12 protein-coding genes are annotated in these 14,151 nt (G+C 46.8%); 2 read left to right on the top strand and 10 right to left on the bottom strand.

What is annotated here, in order from left to right:
• Nucleotides 1–4: 4 nt before the first annotated feature.
• The 9 genes from DWX84_RS09895 to DWX84_RS09855 form a co-directional block, all read right to left on the bottom strand.
• Entirely contained in the window at nucleotides 5–1,774 is a 1,770-nt protein-coding gene (locus DWX84_RS09895; RefSeq protein ID WP_048928332.1) for a DUF6057 family protein, read from the bottom strand.
• A gap of 7 nt (nucleotides 1,775–1,781) precedes the next feature.
• Nucleotides 1,782–3,254: a PD40 domain-containing protein gene (locus tag DWX84_RS09890; RefSeq protein ID WP_048928331.1), complete on the bottom strand. Its 1,473-nt coding sequence runs from the start codon at nucleotides 3,252–3,254 to the stop codon at nucleotides 1,782–1,784.
• On the bottom strand, nucleotides 3,251–4,816 hold the full coding sequence (locus tag DWX84_RS09885) for a DUF6057 family protein (protein ID WP_048928330.1): 1,566 nt from the start codon (nucleotides 4,814–4,816) through the stop codon (nucleotides 3,251–3,253). Before DWX84_RS09885 ends, DWX84_RS09890 begins: the two co-directional genes overlap by 4 nt.
• Complete coding sequence (locus DWX84_RS09880; RefSeq protein ID WP_048928329.1) at nucleotides 4,800–5,402, bottom strand: DUF4369 domain-containing protein; 603 nt, start codon at nucleotides 5,400–5,402, stop codon at nucleotides 4,800–4,802. Before DWX84_RS09880 ends, DWX84_RS09885 begins: the two co-directional genes overlap by 17 nt.
• Before the next feature lie 184 nt (nucleotides 5,403–5,586).
• Nucleotides 5,587–6,714, bottom strand: coding sequence for an aspartate aminotransferase family protein (locus DWX84_RS09875; RefSeq protein ID WP_005855219.1), 1,128 nt, complete (start codon nucleotides 6,712–6,714; stop codon nucleotides 5,587–5,589).
• A 14-nt stretch (nucleotides 6,715–6,728) separates the two neighbouring features.
• On the bottom strand, nucleotides 6,729–7,697 hold the full coding sequence (gene argC / locus DWX84_RS09870) for an N-acetyl-gamma-glutamyl-phosphate reductase (RefSeq protein WP_005855221.1): 969 nt from the start codon (nucleotides 7,695–7,697) through the stop codon (nucleotides 6,729–6,731).
• Complete coding sequence (locus DWX84_RS09865) at nucleotides 7,694–8,893, bottom strand: argininosuccinate synthase (protein WP_005855223.1); 1,200 nt, start codon at nucleotides 8,891–8,893, stop codon at nucleotides 7,694–7,696. Before DWX84_RS09865 ends, argC begins: the two co-directional genes overlap by 4 nt.
• A gap of 38 nt (nucleotides 8,894–8,931) precedes the next feature.
• Entirely contained in the window at nucleotides 8,932–9,525 is a 594-nt protein-coding gene (locus DWX84_RS09860) for a GNAT family N-acetyltransferase (RefSeq protein WP_005865603.1), read from the bottom strand.
• Nucleotides 9,526–9,553: 28 nt separating this feature from the next.
• Nucleotides 9,554–9,994, bottom strand: a complete 441-nt coding sequence (locus DWX84_RS09855; protein WP_005855227.1) for an arginine repressor — start codon at nucleotides 9,992–9,994, stop codon at nucleotides 9,554–9,556.
• Between the two features lie 381 nt (nucleotides 9,995–10,375).
• Between DWX84_RS09855 and DWX84_RS09850 the strand changes: the two genes are divergently transcribed.
• Nucleotides 10,376–11,167 carry a M48 family metallopeptidase gene (locus DWX84_RS09850; protein WP_005855229.1) on the top strand — a complete coding sequence of 264 codons (792 nt, stop codon included), beginning with the start codon at nucleotides 10,376–10,378 and terminating at the stop codon, nucleotides 11,165–11,167.
• 66 nt (nucleotides 11,168–11,233) lie between these two features.
• On the opposite strand, the gene DWX84_RS09845 is transcribed toward DWX84_RS09850, so the two are convergent.
• Nucleotides 11,234–13,042, bottom strand: coding sequence for a MutS family DNA mismatch repair protein (locus DWX84_RS09845; protein WP_048928328.1), 1,809 nt, complete (start codon nucleotides 13,040–13,042; stop codon nucleotides 11,234–11,236).
• Nucleotides 13,043–13,196: 154 nt separating this feature from the next.
• Between DWX84_RS09845 and DWX84_RS09840 the strand changes: the two genes are divergently transcribed.
• The gene (locus tag DWX84_RS09840; RefSeq protein ID WP_022192059.1) at nucleotides 13,197–14,030 is read left to right on the top strand and encodes a phospholipase A; all 834 of its coding nucleotides are present in this window, start codon (nucleotides 13,197–13,199) and stop codon (nucleotides 14,028–14,030) included.
• Nucleotides 14,031–14,151: the final 121 nt, after the last annotated feature.

The following is a 14,151-nucleotide window of genomic DNA, read 5'->3' as shown; positions in this document are numbered from 1 at the left end:
CCGTTTATTTTCTGAATAATAAGTAATACCAAAATGTCTTCTCGTATTTCGGGCGAAGGATAGGCTCGGAGTCTTTCTGCGTCATATAGACACGGGCGAACTCGCTTACCCCTTCCAATACGTTGCGGGAGATGCTCCAAGGAAGGCCTTGGAAATTAGGATGCTGCTGTGTCCAAATGAAAATCAATGCCTCTTGATAAGAGATGGGTATGTGATTATAGCCTAGATCTTTTCCCAGCGGATAATATTTCATGAAGCGTTCCAGATCCTTCTTTTGTAAGACATAGGCTAACATATACTCGAAAGCCATCCGGTTACTTTTGTTATGTTGCAGCAATAAGCCTAGCATGACATCCATTTCCGTGTCGCTAAACAAGAAATCTTCCGTATATCGGGCTTTTCTCAACCATCCCCATTCGGGATGCTTCTCTATCTTTTCATCGTTATTTAGATAGCTCATGGCGTTGGTCGCCCATTTCTTATAGAACAAGGTATGCTGCAAAGCCCGCAGGTATTTGGCGGCGACTGCGTATTGTCCATTGATCAAGTTGGTCTCGGCCAGACGCATATAGGCACGTCCGCTTTTCTTATAGTCGGGGATAGCCTCCATCGCCTCGAACATATAGCGTTGTGAGGAGTTGATCATTCCCAGATGATAGAATATCTCGCTGGTTGGGAGCGGTGAGGTAAAATCTCTTTGGAAGGTCGGGATCAATCCTTCCGTTCCATTCTGGTAGAAATGGAACATGCGATCCCCTAATTGTCCGGTCTTGGCGAGAGCCAGATTTAAGCAGGTCACGGAGAAGGGGGAATTTGGTTCTTTGTTTTCCGCCGCTTTGATAATCTTGTTCCATTGTTTCATGCGGGTGAGGTAGTCGTATTTCATGGCCTCTTCCTTATCCGGATTGCTGGCGGCATAGATCCATGTGCCACCACCGATAAGGAGCAGGGTGGGGATAGCGGCCATCCAAACTTTAGTACCCTTTGCCGGTGGGGGTAGCAAGGCTAATGCCCCGGGCATTATGGCTACGGTAGCGATTGTCAGTAATAGGGTGTTGGGAACGATCATGGGGAAACGATAATAATCGATACCGGTTATGAGGCTAAGCAATGGATATTGCGTGAGGTTTTGTGCCAATAGGGGGCATAGGATTCCAAGCAAGATGTAGATAGGAATCCAAATATAGGATTTGTTGTATGTGGCTGGCACGGATTTGATGCAATGCCCGATTGCTACTCCGATCACGAAGATGAAATAGGCCCCACCACCTACGATCCAGTAGAGCACCGGCATCATTAGGAGCGTATAGATAATTCGTCCCCATGAATGAGCAGTTTTTCGCTGGATGACTAGAGCGAAGAGGGCGAGAGTTATGGAGACGGGGAATGCCAGCAGGGCATTCTCATCACATAAAAATACCCAGAGCAGGATGGAAGGGAGAAAGCTGAGCGGATACCAAAAGTCGGAAGCCCCCATTTGTTTGGCCAGCCAGTTTATTTGCCGTTGGATAAGCACGAGAACGATCGCCAAGATCGTAGCCCCTGCCCAAGCGAAATAATAGAACTGCGTCAGGAACTCCGCTATATATTCAGCGATGCCTCCGGGATGGAGACATTTGTCGATTCCATATTCCGGCGTGAACAGGAATAACTGGAATTGCTCGTGGTAATGTAAATGATGAGGATAATAAAGTCCCCAAAACAGGCAAATCGCACAGCCGAATAATAAGGAGGCGATTCCTCTTATGTATCTATATTTACGTGTATTTTCCATGATTCTATTATTTAAAAGTCTCAGCTTCCTCGTCGTAGTAGATCTCTTGTACATCTTCAGCGTCGAAAGGAAGCTCGCTAGTGGATAATTCAGGTATATTATAAGATTTTAACGTGATATCGCAATGTTCCGGATCCTCTTGCGGGAGTACGAACGGTTTATAGGCTTTTCCCGTACTATCCACGTAAGAGAAATAAGGCTTTCCGTATAGTCCGTCATCCCGCTTACTGGCAAAGACAAACCAATGGCTGTTAGAGGACCAGCTATGGTAGGTATCCGATTTATCGGAGTTGACGGCAGGTAAGGTATCTATCTTCCCGGTCTGGAGGTTCATCATATGCAGGTCTGTTTCTCGGTGCCAGATCGGGAAGGTTCCATAATCGGCTACCGTGAAAAGCAGGTATTTACCGTCGGGCGATATCTTGGGATGGCAGGCGGAGCCATTATGCTTCTGGGCATCCCATACGGTCTCGATCCGTTGGCCCCATTCTTTGGTATCTTTATGGAAAGATATGCGGCATAGGGAATATTTTAGGCTATGGATGCTATCGGGCAACGGCAGGAGAGGAGCGGAACAATAATAGATCCAGTTCCCATCGGGCGAGAAAGTTGGGAAGGTCTCTAACTCATCCTTCCGGCTAGTCAATGGGGAGGTGATGAGTTGTTTCTTTCTGAAATCGGCGACCACTAGGTCGGAGGTCGTATCATAGACTTCCAACCGCTTACTTCCTAACGAATGAAAAGCAGGGATGATAATATTCGTGGAAAAAACGGCGAACTGCCCCGATGGATGGAAATCGCCATAGACAGCCCCATTCGGCAGACTGTCGTTGCTCAGTTTCAACTTCCTCAAATGTCCGTTACGGTTCAGCAGTGTGCCTCCTTGCTTTCCCCGTAAATGGAACATGGATAAACTTCCTTTCTTATTTCCGTAAATATGGCAGTTCATGCAAGAACCGTCGGTATCTTTGTTGTCGGCAATAACCCGTTCCTCGAAGGTATTGATCTCCCGCTCGTATAATTGGATCTTGTTCCATACCTCGTAGCCGGGTTCTATAAGTCGGTAGCTTATATAACTATCCAGTTTCTCCGGAACTACTTGCCAGTAGAAAGAGGGGTAACGAAACCATTTACCCTTGATACGGGCGACTACGGTTATTTGTAGGCGGTTGCCCACTTCCTGCTCTAAAAGGCTTTCCCATAGGTTTAAAGGGAAAATAGCTTTCTTTCCGAAAGATAATTGTATCTCTTTTGATTCCCCTTTCAAAGTTACTTGCATAGCGTCCGCATCGTTTCTCAATAAGAAGTTGAGAGGGGCGATATTCGTGGGAATCATGATATCCGTATAATCGGGATACATGGGGATTGGGTCTGTGGTATCCTCTATTTGCTTCGGGGTAGGGGCACATCCTGCCAGCAAGCAGATTATCCAGACGAGGTAATAGGTTATGTTCTCTTTCATGATTCTTGCTTCTTTCATGGCTTACTCTCCTTTCCGGGCTCTGTGGTCGCAAAATGATAATAGAACCAATAGGTCTTGCCGTATTTCTCTTTCAAACTCGTGTCCTTTGCCTCATAAAGCCGGGTATAATCGGCGAATTCTTTCGCTATCTCTACCGGGATTTGGTATTTTATAAGCTCTTCCGCACGGATATTACCTTGGCGGGCGAGATGGATCAGCAGGGCCTCGGCGAAAATGGGACTAGAGACCTTACCCGGTACATAATCTTCTACAAAAGAACGGAGATCTTTGGAGAGTAAATGATAGCAGAGTAAGTATTCGTAAGCACGGAGATTGCCGGCGTTCGAGGCGACTAAGTTCTGTAAGGAAGTCACGGCATCGTTACCGGAACGTAGTTGGTCTTGGGTCGGGATGTCTCTGCGTTTCTTCTCCAGCCACTCCTTTACTCGCGGGGTTTGCTGACCGGGTATTCTCTTTTCGGCCCAGCTTTTATGAAGGAGTGTCTTGTCTAATATACGTAGATATTTAAGAGCTGCTTCATCATCCCCATTGACCAGATTGATCTCAGCCAGCCGTTTGATCATACGGCTACCCGAATTGCGAGGAGAGAAGATCATACTTAGCATGGCGCAATGCTCGGCCATAGTCATATCTCCTAACGTGAACCATAACTCGTTGGCGAATAGGATAGAGAGAAAAGAAGCAGATGGGTTTACGGGAAGGATCAACCCATTCGTACCCGGTTGATTCCACGCTAGGAGGTTCCGGGAGAGAGACACGGGTGAGTTGATCTCGGATGGATGCGTGGCATTGTACAGGTTCCGGTAATAGGTCACCCAAAGGATTTGGCGGTCTGTCTCGAGATGTTTCCTCATCTTTTGTATATTTCCGAAATAATGTTCCACATCGAGGCTGAGTACATACTCCCGGTCGAGATCCGGCTTACTCCACCAAGTGGTAGCGGGATATTGGGTCGCTGGAAGAAGCAATATACCAACCGCGAGCAGGGCACTTAGCTTTTGATGGTGCGCTATGATTCCGGCGGCCAGCATAAGGGCCAGACAGAGCCATGCCCCGTACCCGAAGCACCAATAGCAAAGAAGCATGGCAGGAATGCAGGTAAGAAGACGTTGCCCCTCAGTTTGGCTCCGGCTATATAACAGGAAAACACCTTCTGCTCCGATCAAGGAGAGAGTCGCGGATAACGGATAGGCGAGTCCGCAAGACCTTCCGGCCTCCCATAATACAAGTAGTATCATAAGAGGAAGGGCGTATCTCTTGCTGACGAATTGCCGGAATGTCCGATAGGTAAGCAGGGCAAATAAAGTTAAGACAACGCTTAGGATGAACGGGCCTCCCCCGATATAATAAAAGAATTGCGTGAGGAAATCGCCGGTGAGACAAGCCAGCCACGCTTCCTCCTGAAAATATCCACGGAGAAACTCACCGCTGTACAAGAACAGCATCATTTGCTCTTTGTGGAACAAATGATAGGGGTACATCCAGAAGAAGAAAGCGAAGATCGCTATCGCCAGTACCGCTAGCGTGATCGACAGATCCTGTTTAATGATTCGCTTCATCCAGTTCCTTTCGTTGCTCTTCGGTCAAGGAGGTTTTTATCATCTTATAGAGGAATTTCCCGACCGTTTGGTTGATATGTTCTTTCATGAACGCATAATTAAAAGCTTGCGTCTCTACTCTCAAGGAATCCCATGTCTGCTTGATGCGGATGGAATCTCCCGGCGAGCAGGTCTTAAGCGCTGTCCATAGGGCATAGGATTCGCCATCGGTCTTTTGCTTCCGGTCTTTCCAATGCTGCAAGGCGTCGTTTTGCGGTGTACCGGAGGCCGAGCTGATGGAGTCTATCCGTACCGAGGTCACACCCGGTTCCGTTACGACCAGTAACTCTTGAAACTTGAGACGCAAGAGGATACGCATACGGAGGACTTTCATCTCTTCTCCCGTTCCTTGGAAAGTAAACCGTGCGTTCTCTATTCTCGTAGAATCGATATTTTCGATCGAGGCGTTTTCCATGGGTGCCAGATAAATCCATTCCCCATCCTGCTGCGCGGTGGGTAGGGTGCCTTTTATGATGTATTTGGAATCGTTAGATTGACAGGCAAATAGGCACAACAAAGTGAATACTCCTATAAATAGATATTTCATCGATCGTGTTCATTAGTAATTAGAGACTCAAAGTTTAGACTGCGTAAAGTTAGTGTTTTTTTCGGAAAAGGGAATGATGTTTTTTTGACAAAGGGTGATACTTAATTTACGTAGCTGTTGGGGAGGAATGAAAAAAGGAGAACGCTGATTAAGACATCCTCCCTTTTTATGAAATAAAGAACAATTAAGCGTTTAGGACTTTCTTAAAGCGACGGATAAATTCCTTGGCCTCATCCATCGTCAAGCAAAGCGGAGGAAGCAGACGGATCGTATGGGTTCCGGCTACGCCCGTGAACACTTTCTCTTCAAAGAGAAGTTTGCTACGCACTTCCTTGATAGATTCCTCGAACTCGATACCGATCATCAAACCACGGCCCCGAATTTCCTTGATACCCGGAAGTTTATGAAGCTCTTCCAATAAATAGGCACCCACTTTTGCCGCGTTATCAATCAAACGCTCGTCTTCCATTATATCAAGAACGGCGATAGCGGCCGCGCAAGCCAAATGGTTACCGCCGAAAGTAGTGCCGAGCATACCATAAACCGGCTTGAATTTCGGGCTGATCAATAACCCACCCATCGGGAAGCCATTGGCGATACCTTTCGCTACTGAGATCAAATCCGGCTTGATACCGGCATATTGATGCGCGAAGAATTTACCGCTTCTTCCATATCCGGATTGAATCTCATCCAAGATCAGACAGGCATCATAAGTCGTACACAGGTTGCGTAACTCACGCATAAAATCATCCGTTGGCAATTGGATGCCACCTACACCTTGGATACCTTCGATGATCACGGACGATACATCCCCCTTCTTCAACTCTTCCTCTACGGCGGAAGCGTCGTTCAATGGAAGATAAGTAACCGCTAGATCCTCATTTACCGGAGCGATGATCTTCGGGTTATCCGTCACACGTACGGCGGCGGAGGTACGCCCATGAAAGGCGTGCTTGAATGCGATCACCCGCTTCTTGCCATTATGAAAAGAGGCCAGTTTTAACGCATTCTCGTTCGCCTCCGCTCCGGAGTTGATCAAGAACAACGAATAATCATCGTAGCCGGAAGCCTTCCCTAGCTTATCCGCTAATTTTTGTTGCAAGCTATTGATAACCGAGTTCGAGTAAAAGCCTAATTTATTTACCTGCTCGGTAATCGCCTTTACGTAAGTAGGGTGGCTGTGCCCCACCGAGATCACGGCATGGCCGCCATATAAGTCGAGGTACTCGTTTCCCTCGCTATCCCATACATGACATCCCTTGCCTTGTACGATCTCTATATTAAATAATGGATATACGTCGAATAAATTCATCTTTATAGTATTTTTTAAAACGCGGAGGGTTTTAAGTGTAAACCAACCGTCTCCTCCAACCCGAACAATAGATTCATGTTGTGGACTGCTTGGCCGCTAGCACCCTTCAATAAGTTATCGATCATAGAGATGATAAGAAGCTTATCATCTATTTTCTGTAAGTGGATCAAGCATTTATTCGTATTTACCACTTGTTTCAAATCCGGGTTCTTATCAGTGATAAACGTGAAGCTGTGATCATCATAGTATTCCTCATAAATACGTCGGATCTCTACCAAGTCGATCTTGCAATCGATGTATGTCGTGGCGAATATACCACGGGAGAAATTACCGCGTACGGGGATGAAGTTGATCCGGCTTGAATAGCTCTTCTGCAACTGGCTCAAGCTTTGGTTGATCTCGGCCAAGTGCTGATGCGTAAAAGGCTTATAGATCGATATGTTGTCGTTGCGCCAGCTAAAGTGAGAGGTGGAAGAAGGCTTCACGCCCGCTCCCGTTGATCCCGTGATGGCATTGACATGCAAGTCGGAATTCAGCATCAAGTGCTTCGCCAACGGCAATACGCCCAATTGGATGCAAGTAGCGAAACAACCGGGGTTCGCTATATGCCGGGCGTTGCAAATCCGGCGGCGGTTCAATTCCGGCAGGCCGTACACGAAATCGTGCTCCGGGCCTTCGATCCGGTAGTCCATGCTCAGGTCGATAATCTTCACGTTCTCGGGGACCGTGTGGCTCTCCATGAACTTTTTCGTATCGCCATGAGCGGTACAGAAGAACAGAAGGTCGATGCTATCTAACGGCAACTCGCTGGTGAACACCAAATCCGTCTCGCCATAAAGACCGCCATGCACGTCCGTGATCTTGTTACCGGCGTTACTGCTACTGTTTATAAATGTAAGCTCGGCATCAGGGTGGTTTAGGAGCAGGCGGATCAATTCACCCGCCGTGTAACCCGCTCCGCCTATAATTCCGCATTTAATCATATCTCTTCGTCTTTATGGTTCGTATAATAAACACGTAACGGAGTAGAAAGAACCTTGATAAAGCCCTTAGCGTCCTCGGCAGTCCAACCTTTCTGCATCTCTCCGTACTCACCGAATTTCGTCTTCACCAAGTCATCCTCAGATTCTACGCCAACGGTAGAGAAGGACAACGGACGAAGCTCCAGAATAGCCGTACCGTTCACGTTACGCTGAGACTCTTGCAACATCGCCTCGATATCGCGCATCACCGGTTCCAGATATTGGCTCTCGTGCAAGAACATGCCGTACCAGTTCGCTACCTGATCCTTCCAGTATTGTTGCCATTTGCTCAACGTATATTTCTCTAGGAAGCGGTGCGCCCCGATAATCAACATAGGAGCGGCAGCCTCGAAACCGACCCGTCCCTTGATACCGATGATCGTATCGCCCACGTGCATATCACGGCCGATACCGTAAGCGGCCCCGATCTCCTCGATCTTCTGGATAGCGGCGATCTTATCCTCGAACACCTCACCATTCACGGCATGAACCTCACCGTTCTTGAACTCGATGCGCAATTGCTCGCTGCCGGTCTTCTCCACCTGTTTCAAATATGCGCTCTCGGGCAATCCTTGCGCGGAATCAAGAATCTCGCCACCGCAGATAGAGGTTCCCCAGAGACCTACGTTATAGGAATATTTCAACTTTGTGAAATCGGCCTCGAAACCGTGCTCCTTCAAGTAGTTGATCTCTTCCTCGCGGCTCAAGGCCATATCGCGGGTCAACGTGATAATCTCCACGTTCGGGGCCAATACCAAGAAAGTCATATCGAACCGGATCTGGTCGTTACCGGCTCCGGTAGAACCATGGGCGATAGCGTCGGCGCCGATCTCGTTCGCATAGCGGGCGATCGCCAAGGCTTGGAAGATACGCTCGGAGCTTACGGAGATCGGATACGTACCATTACGCAGCACGTTTCCGAAAATCATGTACTTCAAGCTCTTTTCGTAATACTCTTTCGTAACGTCGATCGTCACGTATTTCGTGGCGCCTAGCTTATAGGCGTTCTCCTCGTTTTGTTTCAATTGTTCCTCGCTGAAACCACCTGTGTTAGCGCAAGCGGCGTATACCTCGTATCCTTTTTCTTTAGCCAGATACATGACCGTGAATGAGGTATCCAAACCTCCGCTGAACGCTACTACTACTTTCTTCTTCATCGTTTCTTTATTTTATGTTGTTTTTCTATCGTATTAATTTAGTCCTTTTTAGTCTGATTACGGGCCTCCCGCTCTCGTTGCGCACGATGCGGATCGGCCGGGTCGAACAGCATGGCCGTGCAGATGCAATACTTACGTTCGGTGCGTTCCAAGATATCGTGGTTCACGCAACCGTTGCAACCTCGCCAGAAAGCCTCATCGTCCGTCAAGTCGGAGAACGTAACCGGTACATATCCCAGCTCGGTATTCATCTTCATCACGGCAGCGCCGGAGGTAAGGCTGAATATCTTCGCTTTCGGCCAGCGCATGCGGGCAAGTTGGAAAGTCATGTCCTTGATGCGTTTCGCGATACCCAGGCCCCGGAAATTCGGATGTACGATCAAGCCGGAGGTAGTCACGTACTGCTTGTTTCCCCATGACTCGATATAACTAAACCCGGCGAACTCGTTTCCCGCCAAAGCGATCACCGCTTTGCCCTCTTTCATCTTCTGGGCCACATACTCGTGCGTACGTTTGGCGATACCCGTGCCCCGGACTTTAGCGGCAGACTCGATCGTATCTAGGATCGTATCCACATATACCTCGTGAGAGGCATCAGCGATCATAACATCAATTTCTATTTCTTGTTCCATTTTATTGTTTGTTCTTAGTTTTTTCCTTTTATATAAAATGTGATAAAGCGGCAATCACCTTCTCTTGGCTCACACCGTTGCGGGGGATTACCAAGATCGTATCGTCTCCGGCTATGGTGGCCAGTATCTCGCTGGGGGCATGGGAGTCTATGTCCGAGGCAATTCCCATGGCGTAACCCGGTCGTGTCTTCACCACCGCCAAGTTTCCGGAAAACTCGATATTCGGCTTTTTCTTGCCTTCAGGCTGTGCTTGTTTGCTTATACTCTCTTCGGGAAGGCGATATACATAATCTCCGTTTCCGTCGTGTACCTTGGCTACTTTCAGTTGCTTGATGTCGCGGGAAAGCGTAGCTTGCGTAACCGAGAATCCGCTATCTTCCAATTCTTTGAGCAGTTCTTCTTGATTACTTATCACCTTCGTCTGTATAATACCGCAAATGGCATCCAATCGTTCCTTCTTTGTACTCATGTTGTATATTTATGCAAAACAGGCTGCAAATATAAAGAGTATTGTTGAATAAATATACAATCAAGGGCTTTTTTTTCTGATATAAGTAGGGGGTAAGGGATTTTCCTGCTTAGCTTAGGTTTAATCACTGTAAGTGTTAGGCATTTCATCTATTTATATTCATCTTCTATCAGCCGTTGGATGATCATGCAACAGCTGTTAGAAGATCATGTACCAATTGGTGGATGATCATGCAACGGATGGTAAATGATGGATGTTGTTGAAAGAAAAGGCTAATACTTCCTATAGAAAGAACGAAAGGGGGTGGTTGTTTTGAACAAAATGGTAGTATCTTTGCGTTATTAAAAAGAGAGTATCAGGTTTAATTTCAAGTAAAAGGATATGAGAAAAATAGCAAGTTTATTCGTGGCCTTGCTTTTATTGGCAGGCTGTTCCAGCGTACCGTTAACAGGACGTAAGCAAGTGCTGTTGGTTTCGGACCAAGAGGTGTTATCGTCCAGCCTTACCCAGTATAACGATTATATAAAGACGGCGAAGAAGTCGACGAACGCGAACAAGAGCGCTATGGTAACCCGGGTCGGAAAGAAGATAGCCGCCGCTACGGAGGACTATTTGCGGGCGAACGGGATGGCGGATGAGGTAAAAAACTTCTCTTGGGAGTTTAATTTGGTGAATGATCCGCAGGTGAACGCCTTCTGTATGCCAGGCGGCAAGATCGTGGTGTACGAGGGATTGCTGCCTTTGGTTTCCTCGGACGATGAATTGGCGGTAGTCATCGGGCATGAGGTCGCCCATGCCGTGGCTAAACACAGCAATGAACGTATGAGCCAGCAACTAATGGCCCAATACGGAGCGGCGATTTTAGGTGCGGCCGTAAGCAATAAGAGCGCGGCGGTACAGCAAGCGGCCAATACAGTATATGGTGTGGGAGCGCAGTATGGCGTAATGCTTCCTTTCTCCCGTAAGCACGAGTCGGAAGCGGATTATATGGGATTGGTATTCATGACTATGGCGGGATACAATCCGGACGTGGCAGTCAACTTCTGGCAAAAGATGTCCGCCGGAAAGAGTGGCTCTACGCCGGAATTTATGAGTACGCACCCCAGTGATGCCACTCGTATAGCGGAAATCCAAAAAGTCCTACCCGCAATCAAAACCAAATACAAAAAGTAGTTGACAGTTGACAAGTGACAGCTATTTTACCACTTGTCTCAATTTTCAATTCTCAATTTTCAATTTTCAATTAAACAAGATTCCCATCTTGTTCATTAAGAAACAAGCATTCATATTCTGGGCTATCCCTTCTCTTAGTTGATAAGAGAAGGATAGCTCCTCGTCTTTTATATCCGCTTCGAAGCGGTAATTCTTTATTTGTTCCGGGAACTCTTCCTCCAAAGTACCCAACACTAAATCGTGGGTGGCGATGATGCCGCAAGCCTTATAAGCGACCAACTGTTTCATAAGGGCAAGAGAGCCTTTCTGCTTGTCGATAGAATTTGTTCCCTTCAAGATCTCGTCCAAGATGATAAATAGCTTCTCCCCGTTTTGCAGCCTGTCGATAATCATTTTCAGCCGTTTCAACTCCGCAAAGAAATAAGACTCGTTGCTAGCCAAGGAATCCGAGGTACGCAAGCTGGTAACCATGTGGGCGGGATAAACCGTCAAGGAGGCGGCACAGACCGGAGCGCCTACGCAAGCCAATAAGTAATTGACACCGATCGTCCGGAGGTATGTACTTTTTCCGGCCATATTCGCTCCGGTGATAATCAGGAACCAAGGACTTTTGCGGATATCGATATCGTTCTTTACGCAGACATCCCGGTTCAAAAGAGGATGTCCCAAAGCCTTGCCTTCCATCTGGAAATAAGTGTCGGCAATCTCCGGATAGATGTATTCCGGATGGTTGAAAGCGAAACCACCCAACGAGTTCAGCGCGTCGAAACGAGCCAGCGCGTCGAACCAAAGCGGAAGTTTATCGGAGTAAGTCTGAATCCAGCGTTCCAAAAGGATGGCATGGCGTGTATCCCGCAAGTAGAAGAGATTGAAAATGATACCCGCCAAACTGAATCGTTGGTCTAATCCTCCGATATACGACGACAAGCGTTTGATAGCATGCGAGGCCAATTCCTTCTCATTCGCTAATTGCCCGCTGATCTCTTTCAGCTCTTCCGACTGGAAATTATCTTCTTCCACACATTGCATCAGCTTTGAGTACCGATTGAAAATAGACTCCATCTTATTGACGGTCGCGTAAAGCGCATTGATTTCCTTGGCTCGTCCGTAAGCGATCACTAACGTGATTAAGAAATAAATATTCAATAAACTCCCGCTGATCCAATCCAGCGAGTAAGCGATACCCAATACGATCCACAACACTGGGACCGCCCAGATCAATAGTTTCCACGGTAGGCTATCAACGAATTTATGCTTACGCTGAGTGAGTCGGTCCATAAAGTTGATATCGTTGTCTCTCGTATCTTGCGTGTCCTGCCGGATGATTCCCGTCACATAGAAATGCTGCCGTAAGGCGGATAAAGCCGCTAATTCCTTGACAGCCTCTTGCCGTTTGACGATCTCCTTCTTATCCGTCAAGGGATTCGAGAGCCAACCGGCCAGTCGTTCCCGCCCGAACCCGGTTACGGTACGATTGAGCGATTGAAACAAGGAGCGGTCTCCAAACACATCCAGATCCAAGCAGAAAGAGTGCTCGCCCGAGATCTTATCGGCCGCCCCGTCGAACGCGCTGAAATCATAGTCCAGTCCTTTTAGCTCATCCTCGTTCAGTTTGATCAAGGTCTCGGCGTATACTTTTCGTGCGTACATTTTATTATGGTACCACATCAGGAGCGCGAACGGGATGATATAAGCGAAGGTGATCCCCGTCAGGCATTGCCAACTCTCATCCCTGAATATCCATAAGGAGAGGATCGCTCCCGCCACTAAAGCCAACCGGATACTCCCCATCAAATGGATCTTCTTTTTCAAATTACCCAAGCGCCGTGTATAAGCGTCGATATTTTCTTTGTAATAACTATAGATTTCTTCCATAGCCGCGAATATAGGAAAAATGAACTAACCTCTTGAATTTTGGTTTATATATTATATTCATAGGTGAAATGACCATTATTCATGTAATTTGGGCGATAAAGCCAACTGCCGTTTCCCCTATATTCGCGGACATATTTATAATTTAAGATCATTTATGAAAAAAACGATTATATCCTTTCTCTTCCTTCTTGTTTGCGGTATGGCACATTCGCAAGTTTTAGCGAAAGGGCCGGAAGAGAGTTATAATGCGGATAGTATTCGTGCGATTTTGGATAAGTCACCTTATTTTACCTTATTCAAGGACAATTATTTTATTGGCGGTATCCCTATCGGCAACAAGCCTACGGCGAGAAACTCCGACGTTAAATTCCAGTTGAGCATCGCCCAGCGTCTTACGAAAAGTAAACTCCCCTTCGATACCTATCTTTTCTTGCAATACACGCAAAAGGCTTTTTGGAATGTCTTTCAAGAGTCCTTGCCGATGCGCGACTTGAATTTTAATCCGGGTATCGGTTTGGGGCACCTTATCGTGCATAAGAATAAATATATCGGGAAAGGCTATTTGATGGTCGAGCACGAGTCGAACGGTAAAGATAGCATCTTCTCCCGAAGTTGGAACAAGATCACCCTAGCGGCGGCTGTCCTGTTGAATAAGAACTGGGAAGTTCAATTCAAGGGCTGGATACCGATCGTGGATGGTGGGGAAAATAAAGACATCCTTAAATATAATGGTATATTCCAAGTAGCCGCCAATTACCGGACAGACAACAGGCGCTTTAACTGCGGGGTTATCTTGACCAAACGAAAGACTTGGTTCAGCTTTAACACTCAGATCGAGTTGAGCTATAAGTTTAATAATAACGAGAACCAATATTTCTTCCTGCAATATTATAATGGTTACGGTGAGAACCTTTTGGAATACAATCAATACAAAAGCATGCTGCGGATCGGTTTCGTGATCAAGCCGCAAGATTTCAGTATTTACTAAAAAATATCCTTCTTGATAGATCTCATTGATCGGGCGATAGATGTAATATATGATACATTTCGTTTCTTTAGGAAACAATACATTTACAGACTTTGTTTTCTAATATATTGAACGTTTCCCG

Origin of the sequence: Parabacteroides sp. AF21-43 (assembly GCF_003635435.1) — a bacterium.
Classification (GTDB): Bacteria; Bacteroidota; Bacteroidia; order Bacteroidales; family Tannerellaceae; genus Parabacteroides; species Parabacteroides distasonis.
Note: the sequence above shows the minus strand (reverse complement) of the source record. Positions and strands in the feature narration are given on the sequence as shown.